Consider the following 15,349-nt stretch of genomic DNA (forward strand, 5'->3'; position numbering starts at 1 on the left):
CAACGGAGCATGTCTAACAGCGGACTTTCGGCCAGGACAACGGTGGTTGCAGAAAGCTGCCACACGGCCCCGGCGGCAGATCAGCCGCGTGCTAGCGTCGGAACATGACCGACATGAAGGCTCCGCAGGGTCTCGTCATCGACCACTACATGCCGGACTGGCATTTCCGGGAGCGGCATTGGGTGAAGGTGAGCGCGCCGCCGGAAGAGGTGCTTCGGGCGGCCCGCGAGATGACGTGGCGCGAGGCGCCTGTGGCCCGCTTCCTCCTCGCGTTCACCCGGAACAAACTGCGACCCGAGGGCCGGGTGCTCGACGACTTCGCGATGGGCGGGGACACCGTACTGGAGCTGGCCGAAGCCGAGTTGGTGTACGGGGGGATCGGTTCGCAGGCCGGCCCGGTGCGCCCGGACCGGCCCATGGCCGAGGTGTTCCGCGACTACGCCGCACCGGGCTGCACCAAGGTGGTCTTCACACTGCACCTCGCCGGTGGAATTCTCTCCACGGAGACCCGGATATGGGCCACTGACGAGGAGACCCGACGCCGTTTCGGACACTACTGGAAGGTGATCCGAATTCCCAGCGGAATGATACGTATCGCTTTGCTTTCCGCCATCAAGCGCCGGGTCGACGTCCGCCCGGCGGGCGAGTCGCGTCAGCCCTGAGCGTCCCGTACGACTTCGATGAATCGGCCCGCCGTCGAGTTGCGGTAGAAGTCCTGGGTGGTCACCTTCGGCAGGCCCTGTTCCCGCATTTCGCGGAGCACCCGGATGACCAGCAGCGAGTTCCCGCCGAGTTCGAAGAAATTGTCCTTCGGTGTGACGTCCGCGTTCAGGGCGTGGCCCCAGAGTTTCAGGATCTGCGCGGTCAGCGGGTCATGGCCGTCGGCGCTGCCGTCCCCGGCCGAAGCGGCGCGCTGTCCGGCGGGGGCCGCGGCCGGGGCCGGCAGGGCCGCCGTGTCCACCTTGCCGTTGATGGTCAACGGGATCGCGGCCACCTCGGTCAGCGACGAGGGGACCATGTAGGCGGGCAGCACCCCCCGCGCGTGGGCCAGTACGTCCGCCGTGGCGGCGGGTCCGCGCAGGGCCACGTACGCGTCGATGCGGGCGGTCGCCGCGTCGCCGGGGGTGTCGTGGTTGAGGATGGTGGCCGCGCCCGCGACGTCGGGGTGGCTGAGCAGCACGTTGCGGATCTCGTCCAGCTCGATGCGGTGGCCGCGGACCTTGACCTGGCTGTCGAGCCGGCCGAGGTGGTCGAGGCTGCCGTCGGGGCGCAGCCGGCCCCGGTCACCGCTGCGGTAGAGGCGGCCGCCGCCGTACGGGTCGGTGACGAAGCGCTCGGCGGTCAGTTCGGGCTGGCCCAGGTAGCGGTCGGCGACTCCGGCGCCGCCCACGCAGATCTCGCCCGCGGCGCCGACCGGCAGCAGCCGGCCGCGCGGGTCGCGGACGGAGAGGGTCCAGCCGGGCAGCGCGCGGCCGACCTTGCGGCCGGCGGCGAGGACGTCGGCCGGGGTCACGGTGTGGGCGGTGACGTGCACGGTGGTCTCGGTGATGCCGAACATGTTCACCAGGCGGCAGTCGGTGGGCGAGTGCCGGGCGAACCAGGGGGCGAGCATCCGTACGTCGAGCGGTTCGCCGCCGAAGACCACCAGGCGCACGGCGAGGCCGGCGGACGTGCGCCGGTCGGCCTCGACGACCTGGGCGAAGGCGGAGGGAGTCTGGTTGAGCACGGTGACGCCCTCGCGGACGAGCAGGCCGTGGAACAGCTCGGTGTCGCGGGTCGTCCAGTAGTCGACGACGACCAGGCGGCCGCCGGTGAGCAGGCAGCCCCAGATCTCCCAGACGGAGAAGTCGAAGGCGCTGGAGTGGAAGAGGGTCCACACGTCGTCGGGGCCGAGCCGGAAGTCCTCGCGGGTCGCCTCGATCAGGGCGGCGACGTTGCGGTGCGGGACCACGACGCCCTTGGGGCGGCCGGTGGAGCCGGAGGTGTAGATGACGTACGCGGGCGCGGAGCCGTCCTCGGGGCGCGGGGCGGCCGTGGGACCGTCGGCGGCCGGGGGCTCGCCGACGGCCAGGGCGTGCAGCGCGTCGGGGCCGATCACGCGGACGCCCTCGATGGAAGGGAAGCCGTCGCCGTTGGCGACGACCACGGCGGCGCCCGCGTTCAGGGCGGTGTAGCGCAGCCGCTCCTCGGGGTAGCGCAGGTCCATGGGCACGTAGGCGCAGCCGGCCTTGAGGACGCCGAGGAGGGTCACCACCAGGTCGGCGTCGCGTTCGAGGGCGACGCCGACCATGGCGCCGGGGGCCACGCCCAGGGCCCGCAGCCCGGCGGCGGTGCGCTCGGCGCGGGCGTCGAGTTCGGCGTAGCTGAGGCTGGTGCCGCCGGCGGTCAGGGCGGTCGCCCCGGGGCGGGCGCGCACCACGTCGGCGAAGAGTCCGTCCAGGGTGCGCCCGGCGGCCTCGGCGCTGCCGACGGCGGGTGTGACGCCGAGGCGCAGCACCTGCGCGGTCTCCTCGGGCGTGAGCAGCTCGATCGTCTCCAGCGGCCGGTCCGGGGCCTGGGCCAGTTGGTCCGCGACGTGGGCGACGTGGGCGGCGAACCGTTCGGCGACGTGGGGCGCGAGGTCGCCGCGGTCGTGGCGCAGGGTGCCGGTGGCCGTGCCGTCCGGGTGGCGCACGAAGTGCAGCACCGCCGGCAGTACGGGGGCCAGGTGCGGCAGGCGCCGCTGTCCTGGTCGGCCGTCCTCGACCAGGACGCCGATGCCGGCGAGGGTCAGCGGGGCGCCGTCGTAGGTCTCCCAGCGGGCCTGGAGCGCGGCGGCGTCCAGCGTCTCGTCGAGGGCCTCGCCCGCGCCGTACCGGGCCAGGACCAGCGCGGTCGCGGCGGCGAGCAGGGCGGGGTCGGCGGGCAGGCGCTCCGGCAGCGGGACGGGCACCTCGGCGGTGCGCCCCACCTCGGCCGCGTCGCCCAGACCCCATTCGAGGGCGGGCCGGTCGCCGGCCGGGAGCCCGGCGGCGGCGCCGTCCCGCCCGAAGGTCAGTGAGGTCCCGTCGAGGGTGAGGCCGTGGCGTGCCACCAGCACCAGGTCGCCGTCGCCGTCGCGGTAGCGCAGCAGTACGGCGCGCAGCGGCAGTCCGGCGCCGCGCAGCGGGCGCTCGGCCTCCCGCCGGGCCCGGGCCGCGGCGGCGGGGTGGGCGGCGTCCAGGGAGAGCTGCTCCTCCCACAGGCGCAGGTCGGCCAGTTCGGGCCAGGCCGGTGCGGCTCCGGCGCGCAGGCGCCGCTCCAGCTCCGCGGCATCGACCGGGCCCGGCATCCGGACCACCAGGCTGTGGCAGGACGCGGCCTGACTTCTCGACATGGTCGGACTCCTGACGTACGAGGGGGAGAGGAGGGTCAGCGGGCGCTGAAGCCGCCGTCGACGGTGAGGGTGGTCCCGGTGACCTGCCGGGAGTCGTCCCCGGCGAGCCAGAGGGCGGCGCCGGCGATGTCCTGGGGTTCGATGAGGGCGTTCATCGGCTGGGACTGGACGAATATCTCCTCGTGCTCGTCGACGGCGACGTCGAGCGAGCGGGCGATCTCGGCCAGCATCCGGCCCTCGTGCAGCGGGTCGTCGCGCACCGATCCGGGGCACAGGGCGTTGACCCGGACCCGGAAGGGCGCGTAGTCGAGGGCGGCGGCCTTGGTCAGCCCGATCAGGCCGTGCTTGGCGGCGACGTAACCGGCGAAGTGGCGGTAGCCGACGAGTCCGGCGGTGGAGGCGACGTTGACGACGCTGCCGGAGCGCTGTTCGACCATGGCGGGGACGAGGGCCTTCATCATGCGCCAGGCGCCGGTGAGGTCGATGCCGACCATCAGCTCCCACTCGTCCTCGGCGATCTCGTGTACGGCCTTGCCCGACGGCGCGGCGATGCCGGCGTTGTTGAGCAGGACGTCCACGGTGCCGAAGCGGTCCAGCGCCTGTTCGGCGACGGCGTCCACGGCGCGCGGGTCGCGGACGTCCGCGACGGCGGTGTGCACGGCGGCGCCGTGCGCCCGGCAGAGCTGCGCGGTGTGCTCCAGCTGGCTCCCGGAGCCCAGCGGGTACGGCACTCCGGCCAGGTCCCCCGCGACGTCGACCAGGACGAGGTCGGCTCCTTCCGCGGCGAAGCGGACGGCGCAGGAGCGGCCGAGGCCGCGGGCCGCGCCGGTCACCACTGCCGTCTTGCGCCCGAGGCGGGCGGAGGCGGCGGTCATGACCGCAGGTCCGCGGCGACGGCTTCGAGCAGCGGCAGCGGCGACTCGGTGAGGTACATGTGGCCGCCCCGCGGTTCGACGAGCCGGAAGGCGGCGGTGGTGGCCCGGCGCCACTCCTCGGCCTGCTCCCGGGTCACCAGGTGGTCGTCCGTGGCGCGCAGCGAGGTGACGGGGGTGCGCAGCGGCGCGTCGGAGACGGGCTTGTAGTTCTCGTGCATCTCCACGTCCGCCCGCAGGATCGGCAGCAGCAGCTCCCGCATGTCGGGGTCGGCCAGCGCGTCGTGCTCGTAGCCGGCGAACTCCTGCACCCGGGCGAGGAAGCCGTCGTCGTCCAGGCCCGTCGCGCGGCGGGTCCGGCCGGTCCAGGGGCCGGGCGAGCCGCTGACGAAGAGGTGGGTGAACTCGACGGCCGGGTCCTGCTCCAGGCGGCGGGCGACCTCGTAGGCGAGCACCGCGCCCAGGCTGTGGCCGAAGAGCGCGACGGGCCCGTCACCGGCCAGTTCGGCGACGCGCGGGGCGAGGGCGTCGGCCGCGTCGTGGGCGTCGTGGAACGGCTCGTCGAGGAAGAGCTCCTCGCGGCCGGGCAACTGGACCGGCACGATGCGCGGCGCGTCGGCGGGGAGGTCTTTCCAGGCGCGGTAGAAACCGGCGCCGCCCCCCGCGAAGGGAAGGCACACCAGGGAGTGGGTCATGAGCGGCATCGCTTTCTGGGAAGCTGCGTGAGAGCCACGCTTTCATCGGCTCCGGACATGGGCAACGGGCGTTGCAGATTGCTGCCAACGCCCGTTGCCCGCCGCCCGGCGGGGGATGGTCAGGCGGCGTTCATGGCGTCGGCCAGGGACTTCGGGCGCATGTCCGTCCAGCTCTCGTTGATGTGGTCGAGGCAGGCCTGGCGGCTGTCCTCGCCGTGCGCCACGGTCCAGCCGGCCGGGACCTCGGCGAAGGCGGGCCAGAGGGAGTGCTGGTTCTCCTCGTTGACGAGGACCAGGTAGCGGGCGTCGTCGTTCTCGAACGGGTTCGTGGCCATGGCCGGTTCTTCCTTCGGTGGGTGTACGGGTATCGGAGGGGTCAGGCGGCGCGGGCGTTCAGCTGCTCGACGAAGGCGGACAGCCGGTCGACGCCCCAGAACTTGTCGAATCCGCTGATGAAGAAGGGGACGCCGAAGACCCCGTCGCGGTGCAGGGAGTTCAGCGCGGTGATGCCGAGCTCGCGGATCGCGGGGTCCTCGTGGGCCAGGGCGAGCACCTGCGGGTCCAGGCCCAGGGTCCTGGCGATGCGGCGCATGGTGTCCGGGTCGGAGATGTCCTCGCCGAGCTCCCAGCGGGCGCGGTAGGTCTCGGCGATGAACTCGGGTCCGGCGCCGAGCCGGTCGGCCGCGAGGTAGGCCAGGTGGGAGACCTCCCAGCGCGGGGCGGGATCCACCGGCCACACCATGTCCAGGCCGCGGGCCCGGGCGAGGCGGCGGACGTCCTGGAGGATGTAGAGGTGTTTCTCCTTGGACATCGGGACGTACGGCAGCGTGATGTTGCTGCGCTCCAGTTCGTCCAGGGCCGGCTCGTCCGGCTCCCAGAACGGCAGCCAGTCGATCCGGCCGGCCACGTCCGGGTGCCGGTCCACCAGGTCCCGGTAGGCCATCCAGGAGTAGGGGCTGCGGAAGGAGAAGTACCAGCGTGGTCCGCGTCGTGCCATCACGCCTCCAACGGTTTCGTGCGGGTGTTCAAGACGGTCTCGGTCGTGCGTGGTGGGTCAGATGGTGATGCCGCCGTCGATCTGCAGGACGGCGCCGGTGACGTAGGCGGCCCGGTCCGAGACGAGGTAGGCGACCAGGTCGGCGACCTCCTCCGCGGTGCCCATGCGGCCCAGCGGGATGGAGGTGAGTGCCTCCTTGCGGGCCTTGTCGTTCATCTCGGCGACCATGTCGGTCTCGATGAAGCCCGGGGCGACCGCGTTGACGCGGATGCCGGCGCGGCCGCTCTCCTTGGCCAGCGCGCGGGAGAAGCCGATGATCCCCGCCTTGGAGGCGGAGTAGTTGGTCTGGGTGCGGTGGCCGTAGACCCCGGCGACCGAGGAGATGTTGACGATGGCGCCGCCACGGCGCTTCATCATGCCGAAGACCACGGCGCGGCAGACGTGGTAGACGCCGTCCAGGTTGGTGTCGATGACCTGGCGCCACTGCTCGTCGTCCATGAGGACGAGCGGGTTGTCCCGGGTGATGCCGGCCGCGGTGACCGCCGCGTCGACCGGGCCGAGCCCGTCCTCGGTGGCCTCGATCCAGGCCCGTACGGCGTCGCCGTCGGCGACGTCGGCACGGGTGCCGACCACGCGTACGCCGAACTCCTGGCCGGTCTTCTCCAGGCTGCGCGCGGCGTCCTCGTCCGAGCGGTAGCAGAAGGCGACGTCGAAGCCGTCGCGGGCCAGCGCGCGGACCGTGGCGCGGCCGATGCCGCGCGAGCCGCCGCTGACGAGAGCCACCCGGCTCGTGCTGTCCGACATGATCTCTCTCCTCAGACGCTTGCCGGGCGCAGGGCCGCGGCGGGGCGGAAGGCCATGACGATGCGGCCCACGGTCATGACCGTCTCGCCGGCCGAGCGGGTCTCGCCCTCGAACAGCAGGGTGTCGTCGACCTTGCGGTCGAGGCGCACCCGGTGCTCCAGGACCTCTCCGGGCAGCACCGGCCGGTGGAACTCGACGCCGGTCATGCCGCCGAAGAGCATCACCTGCCCGTCGAGGACGTCCGGGTTGGGGTCGTCCCAGGTGGCGAGGGCTCCCGCGGACTGGCACCAGGACTCCACGAGCAGCGTCGCCGGGTAGGCGAAGTCCTCGTCGGGGGTGTCCGCGCCGAACCGCTCGTACCAGGGCTCGTTGCAGGTGACCGCCTTGAGGGCGATCAGCCGCTCGCCGGGGACGACGTCGACGACGCGGTCCACCAGCAGCATCGGGAAGCGGTGCGGCAGCCGGGCTCGGATGTCGCGCTGGCCGATCATGCCGCCGCCTCCCGGCCGGTCGCGGGCAGGGCGTAGCGCAGCCGGACGGCGGCGGCGGGGCCGCGGCCGGTGGTCAGCTTGGCCCGGCACTGCCAGTCGCCGGCCGCGGTCGGCTTCCACTCCATGGCGATGTCCACCCGGTCCCCGGGGAAGACGGGCCCGGTGAAGCGGGTGGACTCCACGGCGGCGAGCGACGCGCCCTTGGCCTCGGCGGGCAGGGTGGCCTGGGCGCCCTGGCAGGCGCACTCCACCAGGCAGACCCCGGGGAAGATCGGGAAGCCCGGGTAGTGGCCGGGCAGCACGGTCTCGGTGTCGGCCACCGTGAAGCGGGCCGCGAGGCTCGGCCCGCCGTCGGCCGGCAGCACGTCGACCGCGCCGCGAAGTGGGCTCGCGGCGGGCATCAGGCGGCCTGCGCGGCGTCGAGCCTGCCGAGCAGGACGTCGTAGGCGCCCTGCAAGGTGGCGATCTGCTTGAGGTCGGACTCCGGCAGCTTGACGGCGTACTTCTTCTCCAGCACGACGACGATCTCCAGCGCCATCAGCGAGTCGACCTCCAGGTCGTCGACGAAGCGCGCGTGGTCGGTCACCTCGGCGATGTCGACGTCCAGCACCTGCGCCACGATGGCGCGCAGTTCTTCCTTCTCCAGCACGGGTTCGGGTCCTTTCGGGAGGGCGGGCTCAGCGCAGGCCGAGCAGGGCGCAGCCGACGGTGCCGGTGCGGTCCACGGAGGTGATGACGCCGATCCGGCCGGCCGTTTCGGCGGGACGGTCCTCGGCGTACGAGAGCAGGGCGGCGGCCTGGAAGGCGGCCGCGGCGGCGCCGGTGTCGCCGATCAGGCCGCTCGGCGTCAGGTCGGCGGGCCCGGGCTCGCCGAACACCTCCCGTACCGCGTCGGCTTCGCCGCGGCCCTCGCGGCCGGGGGCCCCGGACCGGGCGACGGCGGCGACCTGGCCGGGTTCGACGCCGGCCCGGCGCAGCGCCGAGCGCAGGCAGGAGACGAGGGCGGGGCGGGTGTCGCCGTCGAGGACGACGCCGAGTTCCACCGCGAGGAGTTCGGCGAGCACGGGCTGGCCGGGGTCCTCGGGGGTGTGCGGTTCGACGAGCAGCATGGCGCAGCCCTCGCCGAGCGCGGGGGCGTCCTCGGTGCCCGGGTCCGCGCTGTGGTGCTCCAGCCAGGCGCGGGCCTGGGAGAACTCCTCGGCGGCGCCGCACAGGACGGTGCGGGCCCGGCCCGCACCGAGCAGCCGACGCGAGTAGTTGAGGGCGTGCAGGCCGGCGGTGCGGCCGCCCGCGATGGTGGCGTTGGGGCCCTTGAGCTGGTACCAGATGGCGCTCTGGCCGGCCGCGCAGTTCATGACGGTGTTGGGGAACCGCGCCGGGTCGACGAAGAAGGGCTGCTCGCCGGTGAGGGAGTCGCGGGTGAAGTCCATCATGGACTGGGCGCTGCCCGTGGTGGTGCCGAGCGCGAACGCCGCGCCCTCGCCGGTGCCGACGGCGCGGTTGCGCTCGGCGTCGTCCAGGAGGGATCCGACGGCGGTGACCGCGAGGCCGGTGACCCGGTCCATCGAGCGGGTGCCCTTCTTGCCGAGCACCTCCCGGATGCCGAACGCGGGCACGACACAGCCCACGCCGTCCGGAACGGTGCCGTGCTCGGGGCCGAGTTCGGTGACGGTGGCGCGCCGTTCCCGCAGTCCCTCGGTGAACGCGGCCCTGCCGATGCCGTACGGCGACACGGCCGACCAAGCGGTGATCACCGGGCGTCCGGCGCCCGTGGTGAGGGTGGTCATGACCGTCACCTGTTCCTTTCCGTTGTCGGATGTACGTGACGAACGCGGCGCAGCGGCGCCGGGTTCAGAGGAAGAGGACCATCCGGTAGTCGGTCCACCGCTCGGCCGTCTCTCCCGGGCGGGTGAGTCCGATGCCCTCGATCAGCGGGTGGGCCGAGCCGAGGGCCTCGATGTCGGGTTCCTCCACCCAGACCCGGACGCCCACGCCGAGCAGGGTGCGCAGCCCCTCGCGGGGGTCGCTGAGGGTCTCCACCGTGCGGTTGCCGATGCGCAGGGCGGGCACGGGGCCCGCGTCCACGGCGTAGGACACGGCCGAGCCGCGCAGCAGGATGTCGAGGCCGCCGAGCTGCCGGTGCAGTTCGGTGGCCAGGTAGAGCTCGTCGAAGAACTGCTTCTCGAGCGCGCCGCGGTAGCCGCGCTCCACGATGGCCAGCACCCGGTCGTCCATCAGAGCACCCCCAGGTGCAGGGTCTTGTCGGCGGCCGCGACGTTGGCCGCGTATCCGGCCGGCGGCCGGAGCACCACCTGGGGCAGGTGCTCCGCCGCACCCCGGTCGTCGCTGCAGAACCGGCATCCGTACCAGTACAGCCGGTCCGGGTACGCGGCGAGCAGTTCCTCGGCCAGCGCGGCCGTGGAGGGGTAGTCCCGGTTCCAGTCCGCCATGTTGCGCGGCTTGTCGGGTCCGAGGACGCGCTGGGTGAGCAGGGTGGCGTAGCCGCACGTCCACACCTGTACGGTGGCGCCGCGCTCCAGAAGGGCCTGGGTCAGCCGCAGGGCGCTGGTGACCTGGTCCGACGCGTGGGGGGCACCCATCAGGGTGATGAGCACGTCAGTGTGCGGAATCTTCCTGGCCATCTAGTGCCACACCACCCGGACGGCCGGATCGAGGATCCAGCCCGCCACCACGTCCATGCCGACGACCGACAGTTCGGGGCGCAGGTCCGCCGTGTCGAGGCCGTGCTGGGCCAGCGAGAAACTGTCCGCGGCCAGCACCCCGCCCTCCTTCTGGAACCGGTCCAGGTCGCTGTCGCTGCCGGGGACGGCGAGCACGACCCCGTCCTGGACCAGGAAGAGGAGCGCCGACTGTCCGGTGAGCACCTGCGTGACGGCGTCGCGCCGGAAACCGGCGTCCCGCGTCACGCGGCCCTGGCTCTCGATGAGCAGCAGCCGGGGGGTGCCGCTGTCCCAGATCTCGCTCACGCCTGCGGCGCTCCGCTGATCGCGTCGACGACGCGCTGGTCGAAGTTGACCAGGCTCCAGTCGCGGCGGTTCTCGATGACGGCGTAGCCGTGGACGATCCGGCCGGTGGCGGTCTTGACGAGCTTGCCGTCGCGCAGCACGTAGAAGTCCATGCGCGAGGTGTAGGTGAAGTCCTTGAAGACCTCCTCGACGGTGTAGACCGTGTAGAGGTCCTCCTCCATCAGCGCCTCGTCGAGGATGCGGATGTCGGAGCGGGGCACGACCGGGATCCAGCGGCGGTCGTCGAGCAGCGTCTTGATGGAGATGCCGCGGTCGGCGACGAAGCGGTCCTTGCCCTCCTCCATCAGGCGCAGGTAGCCCGACATCTGGATGCGCTCGGTGAAGTGGCAGTACGGGTACGGGATGTTCCACTTCCAGGCGTACGCGTTCTGCCCGGCGGTCAGCGAGGCGAGGATCTCCTCCTCGGCCGGGGCGGCGCTGCCCGGCTCGCGCTCCAGGTCGTCGCCGAGGGTGGCGACGGCGAAGCGGGCGAGCTGCTCCGGGACCTCGCCGGCGGCCTCCAGGTAGGTGTCGACGCGCAGCGAGACGCGGACCTTGGAGGTGACGGCCTTGAGGGTCTCGCCGCCGCGCTCGAACCGGATGGTGACCTTGAAGCCGATGGTCCCGTCCTCGTCCTTCGTCCAGGGCACGACCTCCGCCTCGGCGACGTCGTCCATGTGGAAGGCGTGCAGGATGCGGGAGTCGATGGAGACCAGGTCCAGGCCCAGGCCGTGCTCCTCGTACAGGGCGCGGGCGGCGAGCCCGGACTGCCGGAAGTGGTCCAGGACGGCTTCCTCGACGAGGTAGTTGACGTGCTTGAAGCCGATCCAGGTGCAGATGTTGGACCCCTCGTAGCGGGGGCGCACCAGGGTGGTGGTGTTGGTGGTCAGCAGCGCCTTGACGGCGGTGTCCGTGACGAGGGTCATCGCTGGAGCTCCAGGGCGTTGGGAAGGGCCATCCCGCGCTGCGGGGCGGGGCCCAGGGTCGTGTGGACGAAGCCGCTCACCACGGCGGCGAAGTCGCCGGCCGCGTCGAGCATGGGGAAGTGCCCGCTGCCGGGCATGACGTGCGACACCGCGTCGGGGAGGGCCCCGGCGAGCGCCACGCCCTCCTCCGGGCGGGCGGCGAAGTCGCTCTCGCCGACGACCACCAGGGTGGGGACCGTGATCCGGCCCGTTTCCAGGGTGGGCGTGCGCAGGTACAGGTCGAAGAAGCGGAACCAGCCGTACGGGCCGACCCGGTCGCGGACCCGTTCGCCCATGGCCTGCTGGATGTCGGCCGGAACCCGGCCGCCCGAGTGGGCCCGGATCCCTTCCTCCATGATCAGGTGGAAGTCGTTGAGGTAGTAGCTGATGGTGTTCCAGTCGAACTGGTCGGCCCGGCCCCGGTAGAAGGGCGACACCAGGACCAGGGCCCGGATGCCGAACTGGCGCAGGGCGTCGACACCGCCGCGCATCTTCTGGTCGAGCAGGTCGAGCAGCACGTTGGCCGCCATGGAGTGGGCGACCACCACCTCGGCCCCGCCCGGCACCGCCTCCAGCGCCTTGGCGAGCCAGCCCCGCAGGTTGGGCTGCTCGTTCCACTCGGCGATGGTCTCGGTGCGCCACGGCAGCCGCGCCGTCCACAGCTGGTAGTTCTGCGGCAGCTCCGGGAGCGTGCGCTCCCAGACGGTGTCGTTGGCGGCGAGACCGTGCAGCAGCAGGACGCGCGGACCCGTGCCCTCGGTGCGCCGTTCGACGGCGACCGGACGCAGGTCGATGTGGGTGTTCATGAAGGGTTCCTCCCGGCCGCTCACGCCGCTTCGGGCGCGAACAGCAGCAGATCGGCGCGTGCGTCGTCGGTGGAGGTACCGGTCACGGCCTGTACGGGTCCGCGCTCGCCGGCGTCGAACCAGCCGACGGCGGCGGCGACCTGGAGCAGACCGGACGCCCCGGAGGCCGTGCCGAAGTGCGCGGGCAGCGCCCAGCGGCGCCCGCGCGGGCCCGGCTCGCCCGCGCCCCGGTGGTAGGGGCCGAGCACGGCCCGTACGGTCGCGGCGCGCTCGGCGGCCGCGGCCCGGGACTCGACCACGAGGGCCGCGCCGCCGTCGACCGCGCGGCCGCCGCCGAGCAGGCGGCGCACCACCTCGTTGTCGGGCTCGACGCCGAGCACCAGGACCCGCTCGGCCCGGCCCGCCGTGATGACGGTGGCCGCCCAGTGGACGGCGTCCAGGCCCGAGGTCTCGCCGTTGCAGACCATCAGGTTGGGGCCGCGCAGCCCGTAGCGGATGGCCGCCGAGGAGGCGATGACGTTGCTGGAGGCGTTGGGCAGGTCCATCGGGCTGGTCGCCGTGACGGTCTCCTCCCGGATGGTGTCCAGGGCCCGGGCGACGGTGTCCAGGTTGCCGAAGTTGGAGCTGGCGACCACGCCGACGCTCGCGGCGGGCACCGTGAGCCCGTCCTTCTCCTCGCCGAGCAGGCCTGCGTCGCGCAGCGCGGCGGCGGTCAGCGCGTAGCCGAGCTGGGTGGCCCGGTCCTTGTAGCGCAGGCCCTTCTTCCCGACGTGGGCGGCCGGGTCGACGGGTGCGCCGCCCTCGGCCGGTCCGTCGGCCAGGGCCCGCGCGCTGTCGGTGCCGGGCAGCAGTACGGCGGCTCCGGTGACGACCACGCTGGTGTCGGTGCTCCGGGCGGTCTGTGTCGTCATCGGGATCCCTCCACCATGGCAACGGCGTTGATGCCGCCGAATCCGAAGGCATTGAGCTGCGCCACCTTCAGCGGCCGGCCGGTCGCGGCCTGCCCCGTGACGAAGCGGAACGGCGCGGCCTCCTCGACCGGTTCGTCCAGGCCCACGGTCGGCGGCACCCGCCCTTCGTTCAGGGCCTGTACGCCCATGATCAGGTTGATCAGGCCGGACGCACCGGAGGTGTGCCCGGTCATGGACTTGACGGCCGTCATCAGCGGGCCGGAGGCGTCCTCGCCGAGCACGTCGGCCAGCGCTGCGGCCTCCGCCTCGTCGTTGAGCAGGGTGCCGGTGCCGTGCAGCATCACCAGGTCGATGTCGGACGGCTTGACGCCGGCCATCCGGTGGGCGGCGCGCATGGCCTCGGCTATGCCCTGCGGAGAGGGCGCGGTGACGTGGAAGGCGTCGCAGTTGACGGCGACGCCGCGCAGCCGGCCGTGGACCTGGGGCGCGCCGTCGTCGCTGCGGCGCAGCACGATCGCGGCCGCGCCGTCGCCCATCAGGACGCCCGTACGGTTGCGGTCGAAGGGGCGCACCCGGTCGGGCGGCGTCGGGTGGACGCGCTCCAGCAGCCCGTACATGGACTCGGTCAGCACGTCGACACCGGCGACGATGACGGTGTCGGGCGCGTCCTCGCCCTCCTGGCTCAGCAGGTCGGAGCCGAGGGCGAGCGCGTACAGCGAGGCCGAGCAGGCGTTGGAGAAGGTGTGCGTGACATCGGCGTTGAAGCGCTCGCGCAGGCCGGTGCCGAAGTGCAGCCCGGAGTCGGCGAACGGGGAACCGTCGCGCCACCACAGCTCGAAGGAGCGCAGTTCGCGCAGGCCGGTGCCGACCAGGATGGGGATCCCGCTGAGGTCCTCGCCGAGCCCGGCGTCGGCGGCGGCCTGGGCGATCGCCTCGTGCAGCAGGCGGCTGGCGCGGGCCGGGACGTCCTCGCCGACGGCTGGTCGGTCGTCGACCTCGTAGGCGTGCTGGGCACGGAACCGGGTGCGGTCGAAGCCGCGCAGCTCGGCGCGTCCGCTGACGCCCCGGCACAGGTTCTCGAAGAGTTCACCGACACCGGAGCCGGTGGCGGCGACGACGCCCATCCCGATGATGGGACGGCTCATCATGACGCCTCCTTGATCGCGTCGTACCGGCCGAGCAGGACCGCCGCGTTGTTGCCTCCGAAGGCGAGACCGTTGTTCTGGACGATCCGCAGGTCGGCCTCGACGGCCTGGTTCGGCACGCAGTCGACATCGCACTCGGGGTCGGTGGTGACATGGTTGATGGTGGGGGGGATGAAGCGGTTCTGGATGGCCAGGGCGCAGCCGATCGCGCCGAGGGCGCTGGCGGCGCCCATGCTGTGGCCGAGCATCGACTTCATGGAGACGGTGCGGGGAGGCGTGTCTCCGAAGACCTGGCGGATGGCGCCCGCCTCGGTGATGTCGTTGGCCTTGGTGCCCGTGCCGTGCGCCGAGATGAGGTCCACCTCGTGCGGTTTCACGCCCGCGTTGTCCAGGGCGAGCCGCATCAGTTCGGCGACGCTGTCGCGGTCGGGCGCGACCTGGTGGTGGGCGTCGCAGTTGAGCCCGTAGCCGAGGACCTCGGCGTAGATGGTGGCGCCGCGTTCCAGGGCGGAGTCCAGGCGCTCCAGGACCAGTACGCCCGCGCCCTCTCCGGTGAGGATGCCCTTGCGGTCGATGTCGAAGGGCTGGCACCGGTCGGGGGCGATGGTGCCCAGCCGGTAGAAGCCCGTGAAGGTCTTGCGGCACATCGCGTCCGCGCCGCCGCAGAAGGCGAACTCGGCCTCGCCCGAGCTGACGGCGTCGAAGCCGTAGCCGATGGCGTAGTTGCCCGCCGAGCAGGCGGTCGGGATGGTGAGCGCCTCCACGTCGGTCAGGCCCAGTTCCTGGGCGATGGCGACCGACAGCCGCCCGGCCGGCACGCGCCGGGCGGCCGTGGGGTCGAAGGTGCCCACTCCTTCGGCGAGCTCCCCCGCGACCAGCTGGTCGAGGTCGTAGCTCTCGCCGTCCGTGGTGCCGATGGAGATCAGCCCGCGCCGGGTGCGCAGCTGCGTCAGATCGAGTCCCGAGTCCTCCAGGGCCATCCGGGCGGCCGCCGCCGAGAACTGCGCGGCCCTGCCGAGCTGTTCCACGTCAAGCGTGCTGATCCAGTCCCGCGGGTCGAAATCCGTGATCTCGCACCCGTTCGCGTGGGCGAAGCCCTCTGTGTCGAACACGGTGATGGGCCGGGCACCGCTACGGCCCTCGCGGAGTCCCTGGAGGAACTCCTTCGCGCCGAGTCCTATGCTGGACACCACTCCCAGTCCGGTGAGAACCACCCGGTGCCGCTCCGGCCGGATCCGGCCGGTGCCGCGCTCTGCCGCCGTCATGGCAACCTCCCAACCGC

General features: G+C 72.8%; 19 protein-coding genes. 1 reads left to right on the forward strand and 18 read right to left on the reverse strand.

Annotated features, from left to right (window positions below):
* Positions 1–104 precede the first annotated feature (104 nt).
* Positions 105–662 (forward strand): hypothetical protein, encoded by a 558-nt coding sequence (locus OG429_RS40600; RefSeq protein ID WP_328930651.1) that lies wholly within the window; start codon positions 105–107, stop codon positions 660–662.
* Here the strand turns inward: OG429_RS40600 and OG429_RS40605 are convergent.
* The 18 genes from OG429_RS40605 to OG429_RS40690 form a co-directional block, all read right to left on the reverse strand.
* Positions 653–3,355: a non-ribosomal peptide synthetase gene (locus OG429_RS40605; RefSeq protein WP_328930652.1), complete on the reverse strand. Its 2,703-nt coding sequence runs from the start codon at positions 3,353–3,355 to the stop codon at positions 653–655. The genes OG429_RS40600 and OG429_RS40605 overlap by 10 nt on opposite strands.
* Before the next feature lie 35 nt (positions 3,356–3,390).
* Entirely contained in the window at positions 3,391–4,230 is an 840-nt protein-coding gene (locus OG429_RS40610; RefSeq protein ID WP_328930653.1) for an SDR family oxidoreductase, read from the reverse strand.
* Positions 4,227–4,922 carry a thioesterase II family protein gene (locus OG429_RS40615; protein ID WP_328930654.1) on the reverse strand — a complete coding sequence of 232 codons (696 nt, stop codon included), beginning with the start codon at positions 4,920–4,922 and terminating at the stop codon, positions 4,227–4,229. Before OG429_RS40615 ends, OG429_RS40610 begins: the two co-directional genes overlap by 4 nt.
* A 119-nt stretch (positions 4,923–5,041) precedes the next feature.
* A complete protein-coding gene (locus OG429_RS40620; protein WP_328930655.1) occupies positions 5,042–5,257 on the reverse strand; it encodes an MbtH family protein in 216 nt (71 codons plus the stop codon).
* A gap of 41 nt (positions 5,258–5,298) precedes the next feature.
* A complete protein-coding gene (locus OG429_RS40625) occupies positions 5,299–5,919 on the reverse strand; it encodes a 2-hydroxychromene-2-carboxylate isomerase (protein ID WP_328930656.1) in 621 nt (206 codons plus the stop codon).
* A 57-nt stretch (positions 5,920–5,976) separates the two neighbouring features.
* Entirely contained in the window at positions 5,977–6,723 is a 747-nt protein-coding gene (gene fabG / locus OG429_RS40630) for a 3-oxoacyl-[acyl-carrier-protein] reductase (RefSeq protein WP_328930657.1), read from the reverse strand.
* Positions 6,724–6,734: 11 nt separating this feature from the next.
* The gene (locus OG429_RS40635; RefSeq protein WP_328930658.1) at positions 6,735–7,214 is read right to left on the reverse strand and encodes a 3-hydroxyacyl-ACP dehydratase FabZ family protein; all 480 of its coding nucleotides are present in this window, start codon (positions 7,212–7,214) and stop codon (positions 6,735–6,737) included.
* Positions 7,211–7,615: a 3-hydroxyacyl-ACP dehydratase FabZ family protein gene (locus tag OG429_RS40640; RefSeq protein ID WP_328930659.1), complete on the reverse strand. Its 405-nt coding sequence runs from the start codon at positions 7,613–7,615 to the stop codon at positions 7,211–7,213. Before OG429_RS40640 ends, OG429_RS40635 begins: the two co-directional genes overlap by 4 nt.
* Positions 7,615–7,863, reverse strand: coding sequence for an acyl carrier protein (locus OG429_RS40645; protein WP_328930660.1), 249 nt, complete (start codon positions 7,861–7,863; stop codon positions 7,615–7,617). Before OG429_RS40645 ends, OG429_RS40640 begins: the two co-directional genes overlap by 1 nt.
* A gap of 28 nt (positions 7,864–7,891) precedes the next feature.
* The gene (locus OG429_RS40650; protein WP_328930661.1) at positions 7,892–9,001 is read right to left on the reverse strand and encodes a beta-ketoacyl synthase N-terminal-like domain-containing protein; all 1,110 of its coding nucleotides are present in this window, start codon (positions 8,999–9,001) and stop codon (positions 7,892–7,894) included.
* 64 nt (positions 9,002–9,065) lie between these two features.
* Complete coding sequence (locus tag OG429_RS40655) at positions 9,066–9,449, reverse strand: hypothetical protein (protein ID WP_328930662.1); 384 nt, start codon at positions 9,447–9,449, stop codon at positions 9,066–9,068.
* On the reverse strand, positions 9,449–9,856 hold the full coding sequence (locus OG429_RS40660) for a hypothetical protein (RefSeq protein WP_328930663.1): 408 nt from the start codon (positions 9,854–9,856) through the stop codon (positions 9,449–9,451). The genes OG429_RS40655 and OG429_RS40660 overlap by 1 nt, the downstream gene beginning before the upstream one ends.
* A complete protein-coding gene (locus tag OG429_RS40665; protein ID WP_328930664.1) occupies positions 9,857–10,201 on the reverse strand; it encodes a hypothetical protein in 345 nt (114 codons plus the stop codon). It abuts the gene before it with no gap.
* Positions 10,198–11,166 (reverse strand): hypothetical protein, encoded by a 969-nt coding sequence (locus OG429_RS40670; RefSeq protein WP_328930665.1) that lies wholly within the window; start codon positions 11,164–11,166, stop codon positions 10,198–10,200. The genes OG429_RS40665 and OG429_RS40670 overlap by 4 nt, the downstream gene beginning before the upstream one ends.
* Positions 11,163–12,011 carry an alpha/beta fold hydrolase gene (locus tag OG429_RS40675; RefSeq protein WP_328930666.1) on the reverse strand — a complete coding sequence of 283 codons (849 nt, stop codon included), beginning with the start codon at positions 12,009–12,011 and terminating at the stop codon, positions 11,163–11,165. Before OG429_RS40675 ends, OG429_RS40670 begins: the two co-directional genes overlap by 4 nt.
* A 20-nt stretch (positions 12,012–12,031) precedes the next feature.
* On the reverse strand, positions 12,032–12,922 hold the full coding sequence (locus OG429_RS40680; protein WP_328930667.1) for a beta-ketoacyl synthase N-terminal-like domain-containing protein: 891 nt from the start codon (positions 12,920–12,922) through the stop codon (positions 12,032–12,034).
* A complete protein-coding gene (locus OG429_RS40685) occupies positions 12,919–14,070 on the reverse strand; it encodes a beta-ketoacyl synthase N-terminal-like domain-containing protein (RefSeq protein ID WP_328930668.1) in 1,152 nt (383 codons plus the stop codon). Before OG429_RS40685 ends, OG429_RS40680 begins: the two co-directional genes overlap by 4 nt.
* The gene (locus OG429_RS40690) at positions 14,067–15,332 is read right to left on the reverse strand and encodes a beta-ketoacyl-[acyl-carrier-protein] synthase family protein (protein WP_328930669.1); all 1,266 of its coding nucleotides are present in this window, start codon (positions 15,330–15,332) and stop codon (positions 14,067–14,069) included. The genes OG429_RS40685 and OG429_RS40690 overlap by 4 nt, the downstream gene beginning before the upstream one ends.
* Positions 15,333–15,349 lie beyond the last annotated feature (17 nt).

The organism is Streptomyces sp. NBC_00190 (assembly GCF_036203305.1).
GTDB lineage: Bacteria > Actinomycetota > Actinomycetes > Streptomycetales > Streptomycetaceae > Streptomyces.